Origin of the sequence: Caenimonas soli (assembly GCF_013155545.1) — a bacterium.
GTDB lineage: Bacteria > Pseudomonadota > Gammaproteobacteria > Burkholderiales > Burkholderiaceae_C > Ramlibacter > Ramlibacter soli.
In genome coordinates this window covers 407020-430990 of record NZ_JABJVV010000001.1, presented here as the reverse complement: position 1 = coordinate 430990, position 23971 = coordinate 407020, and the positions used below count along the sequence as shown (strand labels likewise).

The window sequence follows — 23971 nt, the reverse complement described above, 5'->3', positions numbered from 1 at the left end:
ACCGACGTGCAACTGCCAGAAGTATCGATCCGCCGGCCGGTGTTTGCCACGGTGCTGTCGCTGCTCGTGGTCCTGATCGGCCTGGTGAGCTACAACCGGCTCTCAGTGCGCGAATACCCCAAGATCGACGAACCGGTCGTCACGGTGAGCGTGCGCTACCCCGGCGCTTCGGCCGAGGTGATCGAGACGCAGGTGACCAAGCCCCTGGAGGATTCCATCGCCGGCATCGACGCGGTGGACGTCATCACCTCGATCAGCCGGGCCGAGCAGAGCCAGATCTCGGTGAAGTTCCGCCTGGAAAAAGACGCCGACGCCGCCGCCGCCGAGGTGCGCGATCGCACTTCGCGGGTGCGCAACCGGCTGCCCCAGTCCATCGACGAACCGGTCATTGCCAAGGTGGAGGCCGACGCTTTCCCCGTCATCTGGTTGGCCTTCACCAGCGACACGCTCAGTCCGCTGCAGATCAACGACCTGGTCAACCGCATCGTGAAGTCCCGGCTGCAGACGGTCACCGGCGTGGCCGACGTGCGCATCTACGGCGAGCGCAAGTACGCCATGCGGGTGTGGCTTGACCCGGACAAGCTGGCCGGCTACCGCCTGACCACGCAGGACGTGGAGGATGCGATCCGCCGCAGCAACCTGGAGTTGCCGGCCGGGCGCATCGAGTCGCAGCAGCGCGAATTCAGCGTCACGTCGCAGACCGATCTGGTCAAGCCAGCCCAGTTCGGCGAGATCGTCATCAAGAGCGTCAACGGCTTTCCCGTCAAGGTGCGCGACGTGGCTCGCGTGCAGGAGGCGGCGGCGGACGAACGCAGCCGGGTACGCCTGAATGGCCGCACGGCGATCTCGGCCGGGGTGATCCGACAGGCTACCGCCAACCCCTTGGAGCTGTCCGCCGGCGTGCGAGAGATGCTGCCCAAGCTCAAGGCTGACTTGCCGGCCGACGTGACGATCGATATCGCCAACGACAATTCCTTATTCATCGACCGCTCCGTCAAGAGCGTCTACCGCACCATCACCGAGGCCATCCTGCTGGTGGCGCTGGTGATCTTCGTGTTCCTGCGCACGGTGCGCGCTTCGATCATCCCCATAGTGACCATCCCGGTCAGCCTGATCGGTGCCTTCGCCATGATGGCGCTGGCCGGCTTCACCATCAACACGCTGACCTTGCTGGCCCTGGTGCTGGCCATCGGCCTGGTGGTGGACGATGCGATCGTGATGCTGGAGAACATCTACCGGCACATCGAAGAGGGGCTGGACCCGTTCTCGGCAGCGATCAAGGGCGCGCGCGAAATCGGCTTTGCGGTCATCACGATGACGCTCACCCTGGTGGCGGTGTACGCGCCGCTGGCCTTCACCCCGGGACGTACCGGGCGACTGTTCGTGGAGTTCGCCCTGGCGCTGGCCGGTGCCGTGGTGGTGTCGGGTTTCGTGGCGTTGACCTTGACGCCCATGATGTGTTCCAAGCTGCTCAAGCACAACCCCCGCCCGACCTGGTTCGACAGCCACATGGAGCGCTGGCTCACGGCGCTATCAGACCGCTATGCGCGGGCGTTGCGCTGGGTGCTGCTGACGCGCTGGCAACCACGGCCCGGCTCGGGTCGCTTCGTGGGCAAGCTGCTGCAAGCCCGCTGGCTGGTGATCGGCGTGATGGTGATCAGCGGCCTGGCAATCGCGGCCGTCTGGCCAACCATGCGCAAGGAGCTGTCGCCGCTGGAGGACCGCGGAACCATTCTGGCTAGCGTCAATGCTCCCGACGGCTCCACGCTGGACTACACGGACCGCTACGCCCAGGCTTTGGAAAAGCTTGGCCAGCCCTACAAGGAATTCGACCGGATCTTCGCCAACGTCGGCAACCCCACGGTGTCGCAGGCGAGCGTGGTGTACCGCACTATCGATTGGGAGGATCGCAAGCGCACCACGCTGGACCTGGCGCGCGAGCTGGGACCCAAGACGAACTCGCTGCCGGGGGTCAATGCGTTCATCATCACGCCGCCTTCGCTGGGCCAGGGCTTTCGCGAACTTCCGCTGAACTTCGTGATCCAGACCTCGGACAGCTACGAAAACCTGAGCCGGGTGGCTGGCCAGATGCTGGACGAAATGGCAAAAAACCCGGGAATCGTTTCGCCCCAAGTCGATCTGCGCCTGAACAAGCCCGAGCTGCGGATCGAGGTGGATCGCGAGAAAGCCGCCGACATGGGTGTGAGCGTGGAGGTGGTGGCCAAGGCGCTGGAAACCATGCTGGGCGGGCGCAACGTCACCCGCTACAAGCGCGACGCTGAACAGTACGACGTAATCGTGCAGACCGAGCCGCGCGGCCGGACAACGCCGGAGGACATCGACAGCATCAACGTGCGCGGCCGCGGCGACACCATGATCCCGCTCTCGGCGCTGGTCAAAGTGCGCGAAAACGTCAGCCCCCGCGAACTCAACCACTTCGGCCAACGCCGCTCCGTTTCGATCACGGGCAGCCTGGCGCCCGACTATTCGCTGGGGCAAGCGCTGGACTTCATGAACGAGACCGCCACCAAGGTCCTCAAGCCCGGCTATACGACGGAACTCAATGGGACGTCGCGCGAATTCCGCAGCTCGCAGGGCGCCCTGGCGATCGTGTTCGTGCTGGCCCTGTTGTTCATTTTCCTGGTGCTAGCCGCGCAGTTCGAAAGCTTTGTCGATCCGCTGGTCATCATGCTGTCGGTGCCGCTGTCGATGATCGGGGCGCTGCTGGCGCTCAAGTGGTCTGGGGGCTCACTCAATGTGTATTCGCAGATCGGGCTCATCACGCTGGTGGGCCTTATCACCAAGCACGGCATCCTGATCGTGGAATTCACCAACAAGCTGCGCGAACAAGGGCTGGAGATCGTGGACGCAGTCGTGAAGGCAGCCTCGCAGCGTCTTCGCCCCATCCTGATGACTACCGGCGCGATGGTGCTCGGCGCCATGCCGCTGGCGATGGCCACGGGCGCGGGCGCCGAGAGCCGCGTGCAGATCGGCTGGGTGATCGTGGGGGGCATGTCGCTGGGCACGCTGCTGACGATCTTCGTGGTGCCGACCATGTACATGCTGTTCGCCCGCGGCAAGGTCCCGGGCGCGAACAAGGCCGAGGCCAAGCAGGAAGCAGTGCCGCATCACGACGAGCTGGTGGCGAAATAGAGGCGATCGTCCATGCCCCCGATGGGCAACACTGAAGCGAGTTACGGGGCCGTTGCGATTGCCTTGCACTGGGTGATGGCCGCCCTGCTGATCGGTCTCGCCTTTCTCGGTCTCTATATGGTGGCGCTCCCGGACGTCGGTTTCGACACCAGGAAGATCACGCTGATCCTCTACCACAAGGAATTGGGCATGGTGGCACTGGCGCTCTTCGTGGTGCGGCTGGCCTGGCGTGTTACCAGCATCCTCCCGCATCTGGTGGGGCATCTGCCTGACTGGCAAAAAGTCGCCGCGCGGTTTGTCCATCTCTGCTTTTACGCGCTCATGTTCGCCTTGCCGATAACGGGCTGGCTCATGTCTTCCGCGGCGGGCATTCCCGTGTTCTTCCTCAGAACTTTCACGTTGCCGGACCTGATCGGCCGCAATGACCATCTGTTCATGCAGCTCATCGAAATCCACAAGTGGTTGAGTTACGCGCTACTGGTTCTGATCGTCGTCCACGCGGCCGCCGCCCTCCGGCACCACTTCGTGTACCGCGACGACACGTTGCGCAAGATGCTGCCCTAGGGCCTGTTCACACTATTTTTGCAAGATGCGTTGCGGATCAAAAAGGTCATGCGCAAGGCGCGAAACGCGGCCGGACTCAATGTCCGGCAAGGCTTCGCAACGCGGCGCATGGCCTTTTTGGCCGCAACCCGAAGGGAACGGGGTTAAAACAGCGCCACTCGTTGTTGCACTCCTAGCCCAGGCGGCCAGCCTGGGCGTCGTCGCGCGCCTAGATTGACGCTGTTTTAACCCCGTTCGCACTTGCAAAAATAGTGTGAACAGGCCCTAATTCGCGTTGCCGATGGCAAAGACGGCGAATGCACGCAGCAGCTTTTCCATGGCAAGGTTGGCCGCGATGACACCGGCGTATGCCGTTTTTCCCCGCATGGTTTCGCTGACCGACACTTCCTTGGTTCCAACAAGTTGGCGGGTGGGCCCACGGTGCAGCGAGAAACGCATGGCGACCCGGAACGCGGCAGGCTCGGAGCTGAAGTCCTGTTTCAGTTCCAGGATTTCGGTTCGCAAGGTGAGCGAGTGGCGGCCCGGCTGGGGAGACGATGCGATTTCGCTGAAATACCCGGTACTGCGCAGTGTCTCGACGAGCAGAGGCTGGATCATCTGCGCCGGCGCGAGCGCCCATTCGCTCTCGTTGAAATAGCCGATCTGAAAAGCCTGAGTCGAATAGGCCATTCGCCGGGTCGCGTAAAGAGGGGCGGCTTCCGGCAGCAAGACCAGCATGGTCTCGGGGTGAGCGGCCTGCCTGGGCAGATCGCCGGGAATCCCGTTCAAGACGTAGGTTGTCGTATCGGTCTTTACCGGCGTGAGCAAGGCACAGCCCGTGGACAGCGCCGCACACAGCACGACGGCAAGCGACCGGGCCCGTGCCAGCCTCATTGCCCCTCTCCCGGGCCGGGCCGCGCCGGCGCACTGCCGCGGATCAGGATCGAAGGGTCCCGGTTGATCTTGTTCGCCAGGTCGCCGAATGAGTTGGACAGGATCTCGAGGTCGGCCAGCGTTTTCGTCATCTGCGGCAGGATTTGCGTCTGGATCGTGTCCACCGTCCCCTGGCTCGATTCCAGGAGTGGCCCGAGACGGCCGCTGGCGTTTTGCAGCGCCCGTGCGGTGTTCTGGCCCGCTTCAAGCAAAGGGCCCACCTGGCGGCCGATGTCCTGCGCGGTGTTCACCGCATTCTGGCTCGACTCCAGCAGCGGCTCGATGCGGCGACTGGCACGCTCGGCGGTAGCGACGATCGAATTCAACTTCGCCGAATTGTCCGCCAACGTCTTGCTGACTTGCTGAAGGTTGTCGATGGATTGCCGAAGCGCCGTGACGGTCTTCTTGTCCAGCAGCGAGCGCATCAGATCGGTGGCGGCCTGGACATTGGCGTTGACCTGATTGACCGCCGTATCGAGCGTCACCACCTTTGGCGGCGCGCTCCGGATCACCGGATGAGACTCCCCCGGCTGTGCCGTCAGTGGCGACGCGCTCGTGCCGGCGTCTTCGAGCGAAACGTAGACGTAGCCCGTAAACCCGCGCGCCGCGACGCCGCGCGAAATGATCGTAGCCACGGTGGACGAGCTGACCGGCGCGTCTTTCTCGACGTTCAAGACGACGCTCACCAGCTGCGGCTCGAGCAGCTTGACGCTTTTCACCTTGCCTACTTCGACGCCGTGAAACTCGATCGGCGCATCAACCATGAGACCCGAGACGGGATCCTTCGTATAGATCTGATAGGTCGCGTAGCGGGTGGCCGCAAGGAAATACCAGATCAGCGCCCCAATGCCCAGGAGGAGCAAGAATGCGATGAACAGGAGCCTTGCCTTCATGTCGATGTCCATTTTCATTGCGCAGCTCCTGCGAATTGAAGGCTAGATCGCGCCGTCGAACATCATTACATCGACCTCGTCGCCCACTGCGATATTGCCCTGCGCGTGATGCAGCACGATCAGGCCGTTGGACTGCACCATGGAGCTGAGGACGCCTGAACCCTGGTTGCCGGTGGTTCGCGCTTGCAGCGAGCCATCCGCGGCGGTCGTGACCAGGCCCCGCTGGTATTCGGTGCGGCCGGCTTTCTTGCGGATCGGCTCCGCGCTGCGCGCCTTCAGCAACGGCGGTTGCGTTTCGGTGCTGCCCATCATGCGCAGCAGGGCAGGGCGCACGAACGCGAGGAAGGTCACCATCACCGCGACGGGGTTGCCCGGCAGCCCGAAAAGGATGGCGTTGCCGATGCGGCCTACGGCCATGGGCCGGCCGGGCCGCATGGCGATCTTCCAGAACGCCACGTCGCCCAGTTTCTTCATCATGGCCTTGGTGTAGTCGGCCTCGCCGACGCTGACGCCGCCGCTGGTGATGATGGCGTCGGCTTTTGCGGCTGCGTCGGAAAAGGCGGCCTCCAGCAGCGCCGGATCGTCGCGCACCACGCCCATGTCGATGACTTCACAACCCAGGCGCTTGAGCAGGCCGAACACGGTGTAGCGGTTGCTGTCGTACACGGCGCCTTCGCGCGGCGGCTCGCCCAGGCTCAGGATTTCGTCGCCCGTCGAAAAGTAGGCCACGCGCAACCGGCGATGGACCTCCACCGATTCAAGCCCGAGGCTGGCTATGAGTCCGCAGGCGGCAGGCGTGAGCCGTGCGCCCTTCGCGAGCGCCGGTTGCCCCTCGCGCAAGTCTTCGCCTTTCAGCCGGCGGTTGTCGCCGGGCTGCAGCAGCTTGGGCGGCACGGCCATGCGGCCCTCGCCGCATGGCTGGATGAACTCCTGCGGCACTACGGTGTCGGTGCCGGCAGGCATGATCGCGCCCGTCATGATCTTCACGCACTGACCTGGGCCCACCGAACCTTGCCAAGCCTTGCCGGCCAGGGCGGTTCCGACAACGTCCAGGGTCAGCAACTCGCTGGGCTTGAGTTGCGCACCATCGAAGGCATACCCGTCCATCGCGGAGTTGTCATGGGGCGGCACGCTGACAGGCGAGACGATATCGCGAGCCAGCACACGGTCCAGGGCATCGAATATCCCGACCTGTTCGGTCTCGGCCACGGGAGCGACCAGCCGCGCCAGGAAATCATTGACGGCATCCGCGCTCAGGGCTTGCGGATCGTAGCCCTGCAGCTGCGCCGCGATCTGAGCGATGGACTTCATGGACGCTCGAGCTGGTGCAGTTCGGCCAGCGTATTGGCGTTGAAGAAGGCTTTGGGATCGTCGGCCGGGGAATCGAAGGGCACGACGACGGTCTTGTGCAGCGCGGTCCAGGCGTCGATCTTGCGCCCGCCGCCTTGGGTGAAGCGGACCAGGCTTTCCATCAGTTCGATGCGCATCAGGCAGAAAACGGGCTGGGTGCGGATCTGGCCGTCTTCTTCGCGCGCAGCGGCCATGGCAATCTCGGCGTCCTGTTCCTGCGCGGCATGGGCAAGGCGGCCCACGAGGTCAGGCGGGAATAGCGGTGTATCGCAGGGCACCGTCACCAGCCAAGGCGTTTCGCAGCGCTCCAATGCAGTGAGGAAGCCCGCCAGCGGCCCCGGATAGTCCGCCAGGACGTCCGGCCAGACCGGGACGCCGAACGCCTCGTAGGCGCCGAGGTTGCGGTTGGCATTGACCATCACCTCGCCCACCTGCGGCTGCAGCCGCATCAGCGTATGCAAAGCCATGGGCATGCCGTTGAAATTTTGCAGGCCCTTGTCGACGCCGCCCATTCGCGAGCCGCGGCCGCCGGCGAGGATGACGCCCGTGATGTCGCCGGTATGAATCACCTAACCTCCGATGTAGCTCATTTCGACTCGCCGCTTGCCCGTGGACGAGTCGGGCGGCATGCTGCTGCGCAGCTGCGAATAGCGGTCGCCGCGGCCGTGCCAGATCTGCGCGATCGCCGAGGCCAGTTCTTCGTCGCTGGCGCCGCCCCGTACCAGGGAGCGCAGGTCATGCCCTTGCGTAGCGAACAGGCACAGGTACAGCTGGCCTTCGGTCGAGAGCCGCGCGCGATTGCAGTCTCCGCAGAACGCCTGCGTGACGCTGCTGATCACGCCTATCTCTCCGCTGCCGTCGGCGTAGCCCCAACGCTCGGCGGTCTCGCCGGGAGCGCTAGGCTCCAGCTGAATCAGGGGCAGTTGCGCGGCGATGAGCTTCACGACCTCCGCCGAGGGCAGCACTTCGTCCATGCGCCAGCCGTTGGTAGCGCCCACGTCCATGTACTCGATGAATCGCAGCACGATGCCCGTGCCCCGGAAGTGGCGGGCCATCGGCAGGATTTCATGTTCGTTGGTGCCGCGCTTGACCACCATGTTCACCTTGATGGGCCCCAGGCCGGCGTCGCGCGCCGCGTCTATGCCCTTGAGCACTTCGGCAACCGGGAAATCCACGTCGTTCATCTGGCGGAACACGGCGTCGTCCAGGCCGTCCAGGCTGACCGTCACGCGTTGCAGCCCCGCTGCTTTCAACGACTTGGCCTTGCGCTCCAGCAGCGAGCCGTTGGTGGTGAGCGTGATGTCCAGCGGGTCGCCCTCGGGCGTGCGCAGCGCGGCGAGCTGCTCGATCAGCACCTCGAGGTTCTTGCGCAGCAACGGCTCCCCGCCCGTCAGTCGTATCTTGTGCACGCCATGGGCCACGAATTGCCGGGCCACCCGCGTGATCTCCTCGAAGGTGAGCAGGGCGGAGTGGGGCAGGTAGGGGTAGTCCTTGTTGAAGACTTCCTTGGGCATGCAATAGCTGCATCGGAAGTTGCAGCGGTCGGTCACGCTGATGCGCAGGTCGCGCAGCGGCCGTCCCAGCGTATCGGACAGCAAACCACTGGTGGGAATGGCTTGGGCAGGCACGCGCGCGGCCAGCGCGGCAACGCGCTGGTCGATCAGGGGAATCACGCGTTCGGCCATATCCCTATTGTCGGGCCTCAGACGCAGCGGCCGCCACCCACTTTGATGCAAACCCCTGAAATGAAAGCGGCTTCGACTTGTCCTGGACGCGCATCGATGACTCCTGTGAATGCTGAGTTGGTCGGGCAGCACGGTCGCGTGAATATTTAGCCATCCATTGTTGCTGATTCCAGGAGATAGGGTTTCGCCGGGTCCCCCCGGGCAACACCCGGTCCAGAATCACCGCCTCGAGGCAGGAGTATCACGGCCCATGTTGTACCGAAGCAGTCTCGTATTGGCTTGCGTGCTGTTCGCCGGAGCCATCCATGCGCAGGAGTCCGATCCGCGCCACCTCGCCCCCGGTTTCACCTCCAGGCCCGCCGGCTCCAAGCTGTTGATCGTGCCTGCCGACATGGAACTGTTTTCCATCAGCGCCGGCGGTGTGGTCGAGCCCAAGGCCGACTGGACGGAAGCGGCGCAACGAAATTTCAAGGCCGCGCTGGCCGCACGGCGGCACCAGCTGGGCCCGAATTCTGTCGAGCTCCAGGAAGCCGAGCTGGATGAGTTCGCCGAGCTGAACGCGCTGCAGCACGCCGTGGCCGAAGCCGTCTTCATTCACCATGCGGGCATGGGCATGAAACTGCCGACCAAGAACGAGCGGCTGGACTGGTCCTTGGGCGATGCAGTGAAGCCACTGAGGGCCAAGACCGGCGCCGACTACGCGCTGTTCACCTGGATTCGCGACACCTATGCCAGCAACGAGCGCAAGGCGACCATGATCGCCCTGGCCCTGATCGGCGCGATCAGCACCGGCGGCTCGCAAACCGGCTACGCCTCCCTGATCGACCTGAACACCGGGCGCGTGGTGTGGTTCAACGACCTGCAGCGCATGTCGGGCGACTTGCGCCAGGAAGCTTCGGCCATGGAAACGGTCGAGACCCTGTTCAAGGGTTTCCCGGCCCTCCAATGAGCGCGCACGGCTCCCGCCGGGGCTTTCTCCAATCCGCCTGCAAGCATTGCCTGGGGTTGGGCGCGCTGCTGTCGGGCCTGCCTTCGTTGTCGCAGGATTCCGGTTCCGGCGCCGGCTTCCAGATTCCGGGCCGGTTCAGCCGCCCCGCCGTGGATACGGAGGAGGGTGGCCTGTGGAGCCTGATGGATCGCGAGGAGTCGCGGCTGCGCCGCAGCCCGCTGGCGATTCGTGATCCCGCCCTCGGCAAGTACCTGGGCGATCTCACCTGCGGGCTGGCCGAAGGTCATTGCCCCGACATCCGCATTCACGTGATGCGCACACCCATGTTCAACGCCAGCATGGCGCCCAACGGGATGATGCAGGTCTGGAGCGGCTTGTTGCTGCGCGTGGAGAACGAGGCGCAACTGGTCGCCGTGATGGGCCACGAGATGGGCCACTACCTGGAGCGCCACCAGCTCGAGCAGCTGCGCGATGCCAAAAACAAGGCGATGCTGGCCCAACTCGTCGGGCTGATCGGCGGCATTGCCGGTGCAGTGGGCAAGGTCGGCATTCTCGCCACCATGTTCGCCTTTTCCCGGGATCAGGAAACACGGGCGGACCGTGCCGGCATGCGCCTGATGAAGCAGGCCGGCTATGACGGCCGGCAAGCGGCGAATGTGTGGGACAACCTGCTGGGCGAACTCAAGATCACCGGTGGGGAAAAAGTGGGCGAGCGCAGCGCGATGTTCGCAACCCATCCGCCGGCGGGCAATCGCCGCGATGACCTGCTGAAGCTCGCCGGCGAAGCGGGCGGCAAGACCGGCGCGGCCGAGTATCAGCGGGTGATCGCGCCGCTGCGCTTCGGTTGGCTGCAGGACGAGGTCAAGCGCGGTCAGTACGAGGAAAGCCTGGTCCTTTTCGATCGCCTGCTGAGCCGTAACGCGGAGGATCCCGAGGTGCTGTACGCGCGAGGTGAGGTTTATCGCCTGCGGGCCGACGCGCAGGACCTCGACCGTTCGGTAGCGGACTTGGCGCGCGCCACCGCGGCGCCCAAAGCGCCAGTGGAGGCCTATCGCTCGCTCGGCCTGGCCGAAAAGCAGCGTGCCAATGCGCCGGCCGCGGTAGCGGCTTTCGAGAAATACCTGGCGCTGTCGCCGGATGCGCCCGACGGCGGCATGGTCAAAGCCTATCTTTCGGAACTCAAGCCATGATGAAGACGCTGGTCACGCTGGTGCTCGTCCTGTTGATTTCGGCTTGCACGTCGATCGCCAAGGTGGAAGGTGACCAGGTCGTCAACAACAAGCTGGTTGTCACCGTCCCTGACGCCTGGAACAAGGTGACCGATCCCTGGGAAAAAGGGCCCTACGACATCTGGACCCAGGAAGGGATTCCGCTGGACCACCTGCGCCTGTGGGGCGGCGTGAAGTCGGGCAAGGCCCTGGTCGCCAAGCCCACGGTGCTGTTCCGCTCGCCCGGCGAGAAGGATCCGCGCTATCCCACCTTCACGGCGGGACTGCCGCCCGACAAGCTGGTGAGCCTGTTCGAAGCCCTTTACGCGAACGAAGGCGCGGTGACCATCACGCGCGTGGAGCCCACCGTCTTCGCGGGAGAGAAGGGCGTGCGCTTCGAGTTCACCCTTGCGCGCCGGGCCGACGACGTCACGCTCAAGGGTGTTGGCTGGGCCGCAGTACACAAGGACGAACTGTTCGCGGCCACCTTCGCCGCGCCGCGGCTGGCGTTTTTCCAGAAGCTTCTGCCGATGGCCGAGGCCGTGGTCAAGACCGCGCGAATAAGGGGCTGACAAGACATCCGCTGTATTTGCGCAACACCACGGCTGAGCAGGGTGATTGGCTCCTACAATCCGTTACACGGAGGACGGGGGCATATGAAGAAGTCATTTACTCATTCCGCGTTGCGCGCGGTGATCTTGGTTGCGGCGCTGTCAGCCGCCGGCGTCCAGGCCCAGAGTTCGCGCAATCTCGCGCCGGGCTTCAGCAATCGCCCCGCAGGCTCCAAGCTTGTCATTGTTCCGGCCGATATGGAGCTCTTCTCCATCAGCGCCGGCGGTGTATCGGAGCCCCGGGCAGACTGGACCGAAGCCGCGCAGCGGCATTTCCTGGCGGGGCTGATTTCTCGTCGCGAGCAAATGGGCGCTAACGTGGTCCAGCTTACCGAGCGAGATCTGGACGAACTCGCGGAAATCAACAATCTCCATGGGGCTGTAGCCCAATCCATTTTCTTGCACCACATGATGGGCGGCATCAATAGCCTGCCGACCAAGAACGACAGGCTCGACTGGTCGATGGGCGAGGCTGTGAACCCCCTGAAAGCAAAAACTGGCGCCGACTATGCGCTGTTCACCTGGATCCGCGACAGCTACGCCAGCAACGAGCGCAAGGCTGCCATGCTTGTGATGGCTGTGCTGGGCGTAGGTATAGCAGGCGGCGCGCAAATTGGCTACGCGTCGCTAGTGGACCTGAACACGGGCCGAGTGGTCTGGTTCAACGATTTGCGTCGTGCTGCGGGTGACCTGCGGGAAGCCGGTCCCGCTGGCGAGACGCTGGACGCGCTGCTCAAGAGCTTTCCCGCCGCTCGATGACTGCGTCGCCGCAAAACCGGCGGGGCTTCCTGGAATCTACCTGCAAGCATTGCCTTGGGCTCGGAGCCTTGCTGCTGCCGCAGGTCCCGGCATTTGCCCAGCCGGCTGCAGCGGCGCCGCCGGCCAGCCTGCTGCCCGCGCGCTTTGCGCGTCCGGGTCTGGAAACCGATGAAGGCGGCCTCTGGACCCTGATGGACCGGGAGGAGACTCGCTTGCGGCGCAGTTCTTCCGTGATTCGAGATCCCGCTCTGGCCAAGTACCTGTCGAACCTGACCTGCCGCTTGGCGGGCGATCACTGCGTGGACGTGCGCGTGCATGCGGTGCGCACGCCCTTGTTCAATGCGTCGATGGCACCCAATGGAATGATGCAGGTCTGGAGCGGTTTGCTGCTGCGAGTCGAGAACGAAGCGCAGCTGGCCGCCGTAGTGGCCCATGAGATGGCCCACTACCTCGAACGCCATACGCTCGAGCGGCTTCGCAGCACCAAGGACCGTGCTGCGGTTGCGCAGTTCCTTGGTCTCTTCGGTCTGGTGGGCGTGATTGGCCAACTTGGCGTGCTGGCCGGCTTGTTCAGTTTTTCGCGCGAACAGGAATCGCGCGCCGATCAGCTGGGGATGCAACTCATGCAGCGGGCCGGCTACGACGGCCGGCAGGCTGCACAGATCTGGGACAACCTGCTCGGCGAATTGAAGATCAAGGGGGGCGAGGATGCGGGCAAACGCAGCCTGATGATGGCGACGCACCCTCCCACTGAAAATCGCAGAGACGATCTGCTTAAACTGGCGGGAGAGGTGCCGGGCGTGTTGGCTGCCGGGGAGTTCCGGGCCGTCATTACGCCGCATCGCCTTGGCTGGCTGGAGGACGAGATGCGCCGCGGCCAGTACGAGGAAAGCCTGGTCCTTTTCGATCGGATGCTGGCGTCCCAACCGCAGGATGCCCAAGTACTTTATGCCCGCGGCGAAGTGCTGCGGCTGCGGGCGGGCAAGAATGATCTGGAGCGCTCGCTTGGCGATCTGCTGCAAGCTACCGCCCTGCAGCCCGCGCCGGCAGAGGCATTCCGTGCCCTGGGGCTGGTACACAGGCAACGTTCCGACGCCGCGAGCGCCGTGCAAGCATTCGACAAATATCTCGCCTTGTGGCCCGACGCACCCGATTCCGGCCTGATCAAAACCTTCATTTCCGAGTTGAAACCATGAAAAAAATACTTGTTCTGTTGCTGGCTCTCTCGCTCGCGGCCTGCAGCACCATCACCAAGGTGGAAGGCGACCATGTGGTCAACCAGCGCCTGGCGGTCAAGGTAACCGACGCGTGGAACAAGATGAAATATCCGAACGGCAACACCGCGGAGCCCTACGAGATGTGGACCCAGGAGGGTACGACGCTCGACCACCTCCGGCTCTGGGCCGCCATCAAGCCGGGTCAGGCGCTAATGGCCAAACCAGGCGGCTACGTTCCCGCAGGGCAGAAAGAAGCGCGCGTCCCGACCTTTGCGGCGGGAATGCCGGCGGATCAGTTGGTGAAATTGTTCGAGGTGCTGTATTCCGTGGATGGTTCGGTGGTGAAGGTCACCAAGGTCGAGCCCTCGGTCTTTGCCGGGGAAAAGGGTGTGCGCTTCGAGTTCGCCGTCGCCCGCAAGTCGGATGACGTGCAGCTGCATGGTGTCGGCTGGGTCTGTGTCCGCAAGGACGAGATGTTCGCCGCGACATTCGTCGCACCTCGTCTGGCCTTCTTCCCGCGCCTCCTGCCGAAGGCGGAGGCGCTCGTGAAGACGGCGCAGATCAAGGGCTGATCTACAGCTGCCGTACTCACCCGTGCCGGATCGCCACGGTCTTGAGCGTGGTGAAGCCGTACAGCGCTTCAAAGCCCTTCTCGCGGCCGTAGCCTGAGGACTTGACGCCGCCGAAGGGCAGTTCCACGCCGCCGGCTGCGCCGTAGTTGTTGATGAAGACCTGGCCGCTCCTGACGCGCTTGGCCATTCGCAGCTGCCTGCCGCCGTCACGCGTCCAGATGCCGGCCACCAGGCCGAACTGTGTGGCATTGGCCAGTTCGACCGCCTGGTCTTCGTCCTTGAAGCTCATGGAAGCGAGAACGGGCCCGAAAACTTCCTCTTGCGCCAAACGGTGGCCGACCGGAACGTCGCGCAGCAGCGTGGGCGCCTGGTAGTAGCCGGTCTCGGGCGCCTCCTCGACCACTTGCCCCTGGGCCACGGTGGCAATGCCTGCCACGTGGGCGTCCGACAGGAAATCCCAGACCCGCTGCTGCTGGCTCGCGCGGATCAGCGGACCGACGTCCAGGTCCATCAGCGCCGGGCCCACGCGCAGGTTCTCGAAGGCGCTGCCCAGGCGCTCCAGCAGGGGCTCGTAGATGGATTGCTCGACGAGCAGGCGCGATCCGGCAGAGCAGGTCTGGCCCGCGTTCTGGACGATGGCGTTGATGACCATTGGCAGTGCGGCGTCGAGGTCGGCGTCGGCGAAGATGATCTGCGGGCTCTTGCCGCCAAGCTCCAGCGTGACCGGGCAGTGGCGCTGCGCGGCCACTTGCTGGATGAGGGTCCCGACGCTGGGGCTGCCGGTGAAGCTGATGTGATCGATGCCCTCGTTGCGCGCGAGCGCATCGCCCACTTCGTGGCCGAAGCCCGTGATGATGTTGATGGCGCCGGCCGGGAATCCGACTTCCGCCGCGAGCTGGGCCACCCGGATCAGCGACAGGCAGGCGTCTTCCGACGGCTTGACCACGCAGACATTGCCCGCGGCCAACGCACCGCCCACGCTGCGCCCGAAGATCTGCATCGGGTAGTTCCAGGGAATGATGTGCCCGGTGACGCCATGCGGCTCGCGCCAGGTGAACACGCTGTAGCCGTCCAGATAGGGAATGGTGTGGCCATGCAGCTTGTCGCAGGCGCCGGCGTAGAACTCGAAGTAGCGCACCAGGGCCAAGGCGTCGGCGCGGGCCTGCTTGGTGGGCTTGCCGCAGTCGCGCTGTTCCAGCGCCGCCAACTCATCGGCGTGTTCAGCGACCTTGTTCGACAGGCGCATCAGCAAGCGGCCGCGCTCTGCCGCGCTGAGTTTGCTCCATACCGAGTCGTAGCAATGGCGAGCCGCCCGCACGGCGACCGCTATGTCGTCGGCGGTGCCGCGTTGCAGTTCATCGAACGGCTGGCCGTCCGAGGGGTCGATCACGGGAATCGTGCGGCCGGAAGAAGAGGCGAGGGTGGCGTTGGCGACGTAGTGAAATTGCATGCCGCCATTCTGCGCGAAAGCCGTAGCCCCGGCTTGGGGGTTGGGCTATGCGCCGGCGCCAACCGGGGTGTACCGGTCGCTGTGCTCGGCCAGCCAGTGCTGTGACGGGCTGCTGTCCTGGTGGCTGGGGTGGAAGTCGCGGCGGAGGTACTCGCGCCAGGGCTTGTAGGTCAGGCGAATCAGGCCGCGCTTGCCGAACAGGTAGGAGGCCGCGCTCTTCCAGGTGCTCCACTTCCAGAGCGTGCCATCGTGCCGGAGGTTGTTCACGGTCTGCCGCAGGGTATCGCCCAGGAAGATGGTGGTGACCCGGCGGAACCAGGTGATGCGCCATTCGTGGCTGCCGTCCAGCGCCTGGTAAAGGTCGAACGCCGTGCTCTTGTGCTCCGACTCTTCGGCGCTGTGCCACAGCCACAAGGTCGTCAGCCGCTTGTCGTCGCTGCCAAGAAGATCGGCGTTACGCAGCATCCAGTCGGCCATGATCGCCGTGAAATGCTCGTTGGCCGCGGTGATGGCCAATGCGTGGCGCGGGTCGGCGCCATCGAGCAGCTTCAGGCGCTGGGCCGCGCGGGGCGCCCAGTCGTTGACCAGGCCCAACTTCTCCAGGTGCCCATTGAACAGGGCATGCAAGCGCCTGTGGGTCGCCTCCTGGCCGACGAAGCCCTGCACCTCCGCGCGAAAGCGCTCCTGCCGGTCCGCGGGCAAGGCCTTGAAGCCATTGCGCACGGAATCGATGAAGAATTGCTCGCCCACGGGAAAACTCATGGACAGGGCGTTGAACAACGCGGAGCGAAAAGCATCGCCGCCACACCAGTGGCGCGCGATCGGCGCCTCCATGTCGATCAGCAGGCGGCGGACAACGAGATCGGTCATTCCCAAGACTCCGGGCAGTGCTGGTACCGATAAGTACCGTACATATCATGGGCTCACTATGGGGTACTGTCAAGTACCTAGCCGCAACAGCCTGAAAATCGGCGCATGGTCGAAATGGAAACGCAAACAGAGGTTCACGAGCACAGGCATCGCCTGTTCGAAGGCATGGCTCACGCGGTCGCGGCCAAGGGCTATGCAGACACGACGATCGCCGACATCGTGCGTGAAGCCAGCGTCTCGCGCAGGACTTTCTACGAGCATTTCTCCACGAAGGCGGAGTGCCTGATCGCGCTGTACGAGGCATCGAGCCGCACCGCCCTGAAAGTGCTGCGCGACTCGATCGACCCGCAGCACGAATGGCAGACCCAGGTGGAGCATGCGCTGTCGGCGTACCTGGGGTGCATGCAGCAGAACCCGGTGCTGATGCGGACCTTGTTCATCGAGATCCTCGGGCTGGGCACCGAAGGCCTGGCGTCGCGACGCCGCGTGAACCGCGAGATCGCCGACTTCATGCTGACCGTCGTCAATGGCGGCGAAGCGGGCCGCAAGCGCGCCGTGCCGCTTTCCCCCGGTATGGCGATGGCGGTGGTGGGCGGCATCAACGAGCTCATCCTGGAATATATCGAGCAGGACCGTGTGGGCCAGTTGCTCGAACTGGTGGAGCCCTCCAGCCAGCTGTTGCGGGCAGTCACCGAAGCCGGCGCCTGACGCCCCATGAAGAAAGGCCCGCGATGCGGGCCTTTCTTCTTGAGAGGCGAGAGCCTTACTTGGCGGAAGCCGGGTTGGCGGGCGCCGTGACCGCAGCGGGCGCCACAGTCTTGCTGGCCGGCGCTTCGGGGCTGTGGAACTTCACCACCAGCGGCACGATGAGAAGCGCCACGATGTTGATGATCTTGATCAGCGGGTTGACGGCGGGGCCGGCAGTGTCCTTGTAGGGGTCGCCCACGGTATCGCCGGTCACGGCTGCCTTGTGCGCTTCCGAGCCCTTGCCGCCATGGTTGCCGTCCTCGATGTACTTCTTGGCGTTGTCCCACGCGCCGCCGCCGGTGCACATGGAAATGGCGACGAACAGCCCGGTGACGATGGTTCCCATCAGCAAGCCGCCCAGGGCCTTCGGGCCGAGCACGAGGCCCACCACGATGGGCACGACGACGGGCAGCAGCGAGGGGATCATCATTTCCTTGATCGCCGCCTTGGTCAGCATGTCCACGGCAACGCCGTATTCGGGCTTGGCCGTGCCCTCCATGATGCCCTTGATGTCGCGGAACTGGCGGCGCACTTCCACCACCACGGCGCCGGCGGCGCGGCCCACGGCCTCCATCGCCATCGCGCCGAACAGGTAAGGGATCAGGCCGCCGATGAACAGGCCCACGATGACCATCGGGTCCGACAGGTCGAAGCTGATCGATTGCCCGTAGCTTTCCAGCTTGTGCGTGTAGTCGGCGAACAGCACCAGCGCGGCCAGGCCGGCCGATCCGATGGCGTAGCCCTTGGTCACGGCCTTGGTCGTGTTGCCCACGGCGTCCAGCGGGTCCGTGATGTCGCGCACGCTCGAGGGCAGATCCGCCATTTCGGCGATGCCGCCGGCGTTGTCGGTGATGGGGCCGTAAGCGTCCAGGGCCACCACGATGCCGGCCATGCTCAACATGGAGGTCGCGGCGATGGCGATGCCGTAGAGCCCGGCCAGCTGGTAGGAAGCCAGGATCGCGATACACACGCAGATCACCGGCCCGGCGGTAGAGCGCATGGACACGCCCAGGCCGGCAATGATGTTGGTGCCGTGGCCGGTGGTCGAGGCCTGCGCGATATGCCGCACCGGGGAGAACTGGGTGCCGGTGTAGAACTCGGTGATCCAGACCAGCGCGCCGGTGAGGGCGAGGCCGATGGCGCAAGCGCCGAACAGGCGTATCTGCGTACCGCTGGCCGTGATGGCGTTGTCGGGCATCAGCCAGACGGTGACGAAGTAGAACGCGATCAGCGACAGCCCACCGGCGATCGCCAGCCCCTTGTACAGGGCGGGCATGACGTTCTTCATGCCCGGCGAGGCCTTGACGAAGAAGCAGCCGACGATCGATGCGAGGATGGACACGGCGCCCAGCGCCAGCGGGTAGATCACCGCGCTGGTGCCGGCATTGGTGATGAGCAGCGCGCCCAGCACCATGGTCGCGATCAAGGTCACGGCGTAGGTCTCGAACAGGTCGGCCGCCATGCCGGCGCAGTCGCCGACGTTGTCGCCGACGTTGTCGGCGATCACCGCCGGGTTGCGCGGGTCGTCCTCGGGGATGCCGGCTTCCACCTTGCCCACCAGGTCGGCGCCCACGTCGGCGCCCTTGGTGAAGATGCCGCCGCCCAGACGCGCGAAGATCGAGATCAGGGAGGCGCCAAAGGCCAGGCCGATCAGCGGATTCAGCAGCGCAGCCAGGTTCTTGTCAGGCGTCAGGTTGCCGTTGCCGACCAGGAACCAGTAGAACGCCGTCACGCCCAGAAGGCCCAGGCCCACCACCAGCATGCCGGTGATGGCGCCGCCGCGGAAGGCGACGTCGAGCGCGGGGCCGATGCCACGCGTGGCCGCTTGCGCGGTGCGCACGTTGGCGCGAACCGAAACGTTCATGCCGATGAAGCCGCAGGCGCCGGAGAGAACGGCGCCGATGACGAAGCCTATTGCCGTCTGCGCATCGAGGAAGATGGCGATGAGGATCGCCAGCACGACGCCGACGATGGCGATGGTCTTGTATTGCCGGGCCAGGTAGGCCGCCGCGCCGGCCTGGATGGCCGCCGCGATTTCCTGCATGCGGGCGTTACCCGCGTCCTGGGAAAGGATCCAGCCACGGGCCCAGAATCCATATGCCACGGCCGCAAAGCCGCAGACGAGCGCCAATATCAGCGCCGAGTTGCCAGTCATTTATTGCTTCTCCTGAACGTTGTTTCGCTTGGAGGGGGCTAACGCAAGCGGTGCCCCCGCTGCGTTGCTTCCTCGTTGCTCCCCAACGGGCGGAGACGATTGGCCAACCGGCGAAATATACGGGCAAACTTGTGACGGATTCGCGTCATCCGCAGGAAAGCAAGGCTGGCGAAAGTAAAATCAGGGTTAATCCTAGGCCTGTCGTCTCATTCTTATCACCCAAAAGAACCATGTCTCTCGACAAAGTATCCCCTGGCAAAAACGTTCCCGACTCTTTCAACGTGATCATCGAGATACCGATGAACGCGGATCCCGTGAAATACGAAGTGGACAAGGAATCGGGCGCCATCTTCGTGGACCGTTTCATGAGCACGGCCATGCACTACCCCACCAACTACGGCTACGTGCCCAAGACCATCAGCGGTGACGGCGACCCGGTGGACGTGCTGGTGATCACGCCCGTGCCATTGATTCCCGGCGTGGTCGTCACGTGCCGGCCGATCGGCATCCTGAAGATGGAAGACGAAGCCGGCCAGGATGGCAAGGTGCTGGCCGTGCCCACCGACAAGATCCTCTCGATCTACACGCACTGGCAAAAGCCGGAAGACATGAACCCGCTGCGCCTGAAGACCATTGCGCACTTCTTCGAGCACTACAAGGACCTGGAGCCGGGCAAGTGGGTCAAGATCCTCGGCTGGGAAGGCCCTGAATCGGCGCGCAAAGAAGTCCTCGACGGCATCGAGAACTACAGGAAGCAGCACGGTTGAAGCCGGATCAGGCCGTGGCTCGCTCGCGGACCAGATACGGCTGGTAGCCCTTCGGCTTGAAGACGCGACTGTAGTACCGGCCTTTGGAACCGGCTTTCATGAACGCTGCGTATTCTTCTGCCGGAACGCCCAGGTAGTCGTATATCGCGCCTTCCAACAACTCGACCTGTAGCACCGCGCGCTGGGCGTCATAGCCCACGCTGCGCAGCGCTGTGGAGTCGACGTGCTCGCGGCGGATCAGCTTCCTGTTGGGCATGAAAGGCGCTTTCATGGCGCCATTCAGCCCTGGGTGCGCCGACGTCGGTGTCAGTGTGGCGGTCGTACCGGTGTCGGCCCGTTCCGGCGCGGATCAGCCCCGATTCGGATCCGGATAGATGAAGCTCTTCAATCCGTAGAGCCCAGTCCGGTCGAACGGCCGCCACTGCCCTTCGGGCTGGGCCAGGCGGTCGGCCACCGCCCACCAGGCGCTGGGGTTCAGGCCCAGGCCGATATGGCTGGCAACGACCTCGATGTTCTCGGTCTGGCCATGGTCGGGCTGCTGCACGCTGCCCTGCCATGCCACGATGCCGTCGCTGCGCGAATAGACGCTGGTGGTGGGCACGGGCGGCGCCGTGGGCAGGTCGAACTGCTCATGCTCGTGCTCGATGCTGCGCCCGCTGGTCAGCTCATAGATGCGCCAGGCGTTGGTCGACTTGGGCGGACCCGCGAACGGGGAGCCCATCGTGATCACGTCGCGCACGAGGTGGGGCGCTGTCTTGGCCAGCTCGCGCGCATAAACGCCGCCGAGGCTCCAGCCGATCAGGCTGACTTTGCAGCCGCTGGCGTCGCATGCCCGCTCCAGTCCGCGCCGGGCAGCCTCTAGCACGCCGGCACGCGGGCCGAAGTTGAAGCCCTGGCTCCAGCCCTCGCAGGCGTAGCCGAGCGAAGTGAGGTAGCCGCGCAGGGGATAAGTGGTCGCGTCGCTGGCCGACAGGCCGGGAAACACGAGCACGCTGTGGCCATCGCCACGCGGTGCTCGCTGCAGCGCCGGCCAGGCCGGCAGCAGCGCCCCGAATTCGAGCGGCGCCCTGCATTCGAGCGCAAGCAGGGCCAGGTTGGGAGGAGGGAGGTCCTGGTTGAGAGTCCGTCTTGAAGTTGCCATAAGCATTGGATGCTGCTTTCCTTGTAGTGTTCAGGCCGCTGCGCCTCTGAAAATCCTGCGGGCGGCCCAGATGCACCGTAGCAGCGTTTGCATGCGCCACCGCTGACGCCGGCACCGCTTTAGAGTGGGCCGTCTTCAATTTCGTCGCGTGCGCGACGCGACGTGCGGGGGTAACTACCAGTTTTCAGGCTGTCGCTCGGCGCCGCGGCGCGACCGTGGCCTTGCGCTTCGCGACTGGCTTCGCGGCGGGCGTGGCAACAGGCTCGGGCACGAACAGTGTTTTGGCCTCTTCGAACGCCGCCTCGAGCGCGTCCGCAAGGTCCTGCACGTGCGGAACGGCTTTCTTGTCGGCGATGACGCCGAAATCGACCCTGCCCGCGTAGGTCTGGATCGTGATGTTCAGCGCCAGGCCGTGCAGCACGATGGACAAGGGATGGAAGGTGACCATGCGTGCGCCCGCGAGGTACAGCGGCACCTGGGGTCCGGGCACGTTGCTGATCGCGAGATTTGCCACCGTGGGCAGCTTGCCGGCGATGCCGCTCTTGCCGTAGGTCTTGAACAGGGCCTTGGCTGCGCCGCCCATCACCCAGGGTGAGAGGAGGGAAGGGTAGTCGGTCGGCAGCACGGACTTCAGGTTGAGCAGGGCTTCCTTGACTTTCGCGGTCGACGCCATGATGGCGTTCATCCGCTTCATCGGATGAGCCAGATGCGTGCCCAGGTCCACCACGGAGATCGAGGCCTGGTTGTTCAGCTCCTTGTTGCTTTCCTCGCGCAGGCTGACCGGCATGGCTGCGATCAGCGGCTTCTTCGGCAGGGTGGCGTGCTTGGCCAGGTAGCTGCGCAGCGCCGTCGAACAGATCCACAGCACGATGTCGTTGAAAGTGCCGCCCACCACCTTGGCCATGGCCTTGGACTCCGCGAACGGGACACTGGCCGTGGCGAACACCCGGTGGCGCGTGATGCCGACGTTGAAGACTGTCTTGGGCGCCAGGCTGATCGGCGACTTGGGCCGCAGGCTGGTGAGGCCCTTCTCCCCGCCGGTCACCGATTGCCGGGCCACGGCGCCGCCGAGCGAGGTGGCCGCCGCCGGCAAGGACCGGGCGAGCTTGGCGTACTGCGCCAGAGAATTGGAGAACACCGCGCCTATCATCTCGCCGATCTTCAGGTCGCCCGCCGTGCGGCCCTTGCGCGGACCGTCGGCCGGCGCCACCTCACGGGGGACGGCGCTCAGGTCCAGCACCGCGTTGGCGAGTACCGTGCCGCCCTTGCCGTCGAGCGCGGCATGGTGGATCTTGGAATAGAACCCCACCAGCTTGCCTTCGATCCCCATCGCCGCCGGCGCCTTGATGTCGTCGAACACATGGAACTCCCACAGCGGGTGCTCGCGGTCTATCAGCTGGCCGTGCAGCTTGGCGGCCATCGCCTCGGCCTGCCTGACGCTGAGCTGCTTGCCCGGGACCTTGCGGATATGGAAGTCCAGATCCACCTCGTCGGCCTCGACCCAGATCGGGTGGCCCAGGTCGAACGGCATGAAGGCCAGGCGTCGGCTGAAGATGGGCGCCAGGTGCATGCGCTTCGCAATGTGCTGCTGCACCGCCTTGTGAAAGCTCCCCTTGAAGCCCTTGGGCAGCTCGTACAGGTTGAGCGAACCCACGTGCATGGGGGTTTCGGGCGTTTCCAGGTACAGGAAGGTGGCATCGAGGCCGCTGAGCGATTTCATCCTGCCAGTGTGCCAGCGGCGGGCTTCCGGAATGGTCGCCGGAGGGACGGCAAGCAGAGCGGGCTCTTCAGGAGCTCGGCCTTAGCCCTGCCGGAACGGGCTGCGCTGCTCGAGGTGTTCCAGGTAGTTGGCGATACCCTCGCCCTCGCGCTCGAGGAAGCGTTCCACCGCGTCGGCGAAAGCGGGCTGCGCCAGCCAGTGGGCACTGGTGGTTTTCACCGGCATCAGTGCGCGCGCCATCTTGTGTTCCCCCTGGGCGCCGCCCTCGAAGCGGTCCCAGCCGTTGGCGATGCACCACTGCAGCGGCTGGTAGTAGCAGGCCTCGAAATGCAGGCAGTCCACCCGCGCCAATGCTCCCCAATAGCGCCCATACGCCACCTTTTCGCCGGACTGCGTAGTCTCCAGTGCGATCAGGCTGCTGGCAATCGGCTTGCCCGCCTGCTCGGCAACAAACAGCAGCCAGTTTTCGGGCATCTCGCGGGCCATGCGCCGGAAGAAGTCGCGCTTGAGGTAGGGCAAGTTGCCGTGCTCGTAGTAGGTGCGCTCGTAGCAGCGGTAGAAGAAGTCCCAGTCGGCCGGCGCGATGTCGGCGCCCCTGGCCCAGCGGAAAGCCACGCCCGCCTGCGCCACCTTGCGCCGCTCCTGGCGAATCTTCTTGCGCTTGTCATGTGCCAGGCTGGCCAGGAAAGCGTCGAAATCCGTCCAGCCGGTGTTGGTCCAGTGGAACTGCACCGTGTGGCGCAGCATCAGGCCGGCGGCCGCGCAGGCCGCAGTGTCCTCCTCGCCCGCGAAAAGCAGGTGCAGCGAAGAGAGTTTCTGCTTGCGGCACCACTGGACGACGGCATCGATCAGCGCCTGCCGGGCGTGCGCGTCCACGGCGAGCAGGCGCGCGCCGGGCACGGGCGTGAAGGGCGTCGCTATCACCGCCTTGGGGTAGTAAGCCAGCCCATGCTGCTCGTAGGCGTTGGCCCAGGCCCAATCGAACACGTATTCGCCGTAGGAGTGGTCCTTGAGGTAGAGCGCGCAGCCCGCGACCAGCTGTCCCTCGCGCCGCAAGGTGAAAAAGCGTGGCGTCCACCCCGTCGCCGGCGTGGCGCTCTTGCTTTGTTCCATCGCGGCGAGGTACTCCAGGCGCATGAACGGGCTCGGCGCTTCTTGCCGGGCAAGCAAGGCGTTCCATTCCCCGGAGTCCAGGTCGGCCGGCGAACCCAGCACCTGGATGACATAATCGTTCGAGCTGTTTTTCAC

22 protein-coding genes are annotated in these 23971 nt (G+C 64.8%); 10 read left to right on the top strand and 12 right to left on the bottom strand.

The annotated features are described in order from the left end of the window. Positions 1–6 precede the first annotated feature (6 nt). The gene (locus HNE04_RS02080; RefSeq protein WP_172216293.1) at positions 7–3153 is read left to right on the top strand and encodes an efflux RND transporter permease subunit; all 3147 of its coding nucleotides are present in this window, start codon (positions 7–9) and stop codon (positions 3151–3153) included. Positions 3154–3165: 12 nt separating this feature from the next. Continuing rightward, complete coding sequence (locus tag HNE04_RS02075) at positions 3166–3717, top strand: cytochrome b (RefSeq protein WP_172216291.1); 552 nt, start codon at positions 3166–3168, stop codon at positions 3715–3717. Between the two features lie 264 nt (positions 3718–3981). On the opposite strand, the gene HNE04_RS02070 is transcribed toward HNE04_RS02075, so the two are convergent. Genes HNE04_RS02070 through moaA form a run of 5 tightly spaced genes read right to left on the bottom strand, consistent with a single transcriptional unit; the run spans position 3982 to position 8557 of the window. Continuing rightward, the gene (locus HNE04_RS02070) at positions 3982–4590 is read right to left on the bottom strand and encodes an ABC-type transport auxiliary lipoprotein family protein (RefSeq protein WP_172216289.1); all 609 of its coding nucleotides are present in this window, start codon (positions 4588–4590) and stop codon (positions 3982–3984) included. Then, on the bottom strand, positions 4587–5540 hold the full coding sequence (locus HNE04_RS02065) for an MlaD family protein (RefSeq protein WP_172216287.1): 954 nt from the start codon (positions 5538–5540) through the stop codon (positions 4587–4589). The genes HNE04_RS02070 and HNE04_RS02065 overlap by 4 nt, the downstream gene beginning before the upstream one ends. A gap of 24 nt (positions 5541–5564) precedes the next feature. Further along, a complete protein-coding gene (gene moeA / locus HNE04_RS02060) occupies positions 5565–6833 on the bottom strand; it encodes a molybdopterin molybdotransferase MoeA (protein ID WP_172216285.1) in 1269 nt (422 codons plus the stop codon). Then, positions 6830–7441 carry a molybdenum cofactor guanylyltransferase MobA gene (gene mobA, locus HNE04_RS02055; RefSeq protein WP_172216283.1) on the bottom strand — a complete coding sequence of 204 codons (612 nt, stop codon included), beginning with the start codon at positions 7439–7441 and terminating at the stop codon, positions 6830–6832. The genes moeA and mobA overlap by 4 nt, the downstream gene beginning before the upstream one ends. Then, the gene (moaA, locus tag HNE04_RS02050; protein ID WP_172216281.1) at positions 7442–8557 is read right to left on the bottom strand and encodes a GTP 3',8-cyclase MoaA; all 1116 of its coding nucleotides are present in this window, start codon (positions 8555–8557) and stop codon (positions 7442–7444) included. It lies immediately after the preceding gene. Positions 8558–8807: 250 nt separating this feature from the next. Between moaA and HNE04_RS02045 the strand changes: the two genes are divergently transcribed. From HNE04_RS02045 to HNE04_RS02020, 6 genes are all read left to right on the top strand, one after another. Further along, positions 8808–9506 carry a hypothetical protein gene (locus tag HNE04_RS02045; RefSeq protein ID WP_172216279.1) on the top strand — a complete coding sequence of 233 codons (699 nt, stop codon included), beginning with the start codon at positions 8808–8810 and terminating at the stop codon, positions 9504–9506. Next, positions 9503–10696 carry a M48 family metallopeptidase gene (locus tag HNE04_RS02040; RefSeq protein ID WP_172216277.1) on the top strand — a complete coding sequence of 398 codons (1194 nt, stop codon included), beginning with the start codon at positions 9503–9505 and terminating at the stop codon, positions 10694–10696. The genes HNE04_RS02045 and HNE04_RS02040 overlap by 4 nt, the downstream gene beginning before the upstream one ends. Next, positions 10693–11286 (top strand): hypothetical protein, encoded by a 594-nt coding sequence (locus HNE04_RS02035; protein WP_172216275.1) that lies wholly within the window; start codon positions 10693–10695, stop codon positions 11284–11286. The genes HNE04_RS02040 and HNE04_RS02035 overlap by 4 nt, the downstream gene beginning before the upstream one ends. Positions 11287–11370: 84 nt before the next feature. Further along, complete coding sequence (locus tag HNE04_RS02030; protein ID WP_172216273.1) at positions 11371–12084, top strand: hypothetical protein; 714 nt, start codon at positions 11371–11373, stop codon at positions 12082–12084. 68 nt (positions 12085–12152) lie between these two features. Further along, positions 12153–13280 carry a M48 family metallopeptidase gene (locus HNE04_RS02025; protein WP_172216271.1) on the top strand — a complete coding sequence of 376 codons (1128 nt, stop codon included), beginning with the start codon at positions 12153–12155 and terminating at the stop codon, positions 13278–13280. Then, positions 13277–13873 (top strand): hypothetical protein, encoded by a 597-nt coding sequence (locus HNE04_RS02020; RefSeq protein ID WP_172216269.1) that lies wholly within the window; start codon positions 13277–13279, stop codon positions 13871–13873. The genes HNE04_RS02025 and HNE04_RS02020 overlap by 4 nt, the downstream gene beginning before the upstream one ends. A 16-nt stretch (positions 13874–13889) precedes the next feature. On the opposite strand, the gene HNE04_RS02015 is transcribed toward HNE04_RS02020, so the two are convergent. Then, positions 13890–15323 (bottom strand): aldehyde dehydrogenase family protein, encoded by a 1434-nt coding sequence (locus tag HNE04_RS02015; RefSeq protein ID WP_172216267.1) that lies wholly within the window; start codon positions 15321–15323, stop codon positions 13890–13892. 45 nt (positions 15324–15368) lie between these two features. Then, positions 15369–16193, bottom strand: a complete 825-nt coding sequence (locus HNE04_RS02010) for a metal-dependent hydrolase (protein WP_172216265.1) — start codon at positions 16191–16193, stop codon at positions 15369–15371. Between the two features lie 105 nt (positions 16194–16298). Between HNE04_RS02010 and HNE04_RS02005 the strand changes: the two genes are divergently transcribed. After that, positions 16299–16901 carry a TetR/AcrR family transcriptional regulator gene (locus HNE04_RS02005; RefSeq protein WP_172216263.1) on the top strand — a complete coding sequence of 201 codons (603 nt, stop codon included), beginning with the start codon at positions 16299–16301 and terminating at the stop codon, positions 16899–16901. Positions 16902–16956: 55 nt separating this feature from the next. Here HNE04_RS02005 and HNE04_RS02000 read toward each other — a convergent pair whose 3' ends face one another. Further along, the gene (locus tag HNE04_RS02000) at positions 16957–19095 is read right to left on the bottom strand and encodes a sodium-translocating pyrophosphatase (protein WP_172216261.1); all 2139 of its coding nucleotides are present in this window, start codon (positions 19093–19095) and stop codon (positions 16957–16959) included. Positions 19096–19325: 230 nt separating this feature from the next. Here HNE04_RS02000 and ppa point away from each other — a divergent pair, with 230 nt between their 5' ends. Beyond that, positions 19326–19862: an inorganic diphosphatase gene (gene ppa / locus HNE04_RS01995; RefSeq protein WP_172216259.1), complete on the top strand. Its 537-nt coding sequence runs from the start codon at positions 19326–19328 to the stop codon at positions 19860–19862. A 7-nt stretch (positions 19863–19869) separates the two neighbouring features. Here the strand turns inward: ppa and HNE04_RS01990 are convergent, their stop codons facing one another. From HNE04_RS01990 to HNE04_RS01975, 4 genes are all read right to left on the bottom strand, one after another. After that, on the bottom strand, positions 19870–20133 hold the full coding sequence (locus HNE04_RS01990) for a KTSC domain-containing protein (RefSeq protein WP_207717398.1): 264 nt from the start codon (positions 20131–20133) through the stop codon (positions 19870–19872). Positions 20134–20211: 78 nt separating this feature from the next. Then, positions 20212–21009: an alpha/beta hydrolase gene (locus HNE04_RS01985; RefSeq protein ID WP_207717397.1), complete on the bottom strand. Its 798-nt coding sequence runs from the start codon at positions 21007–21009 to the stop codon at positions 20212–20214. Between the two features lie 178 nt (positions 21010–21187). Continuing rightward, entirely contained in the window at positions 21188–22723 is a 1536-nt protein-coding gene (locus HNE04_RS01980) for a wax ester/triacylglycerol synthase family O-acyltransferase (protein ID WP_172216255.1), read from the bottom strand. An 81-nt stretch (positions 22724–22804) separates the two neighbouring features. Next, a complete protein-coding gene (locus HNE04_RS01975) occupies positions 22805–23971 on the bottom strand; it encodes a GNAT family N-acetyltransferase (protein WP_328700245.1) in 1167 nt (388 codons plus the stop codon).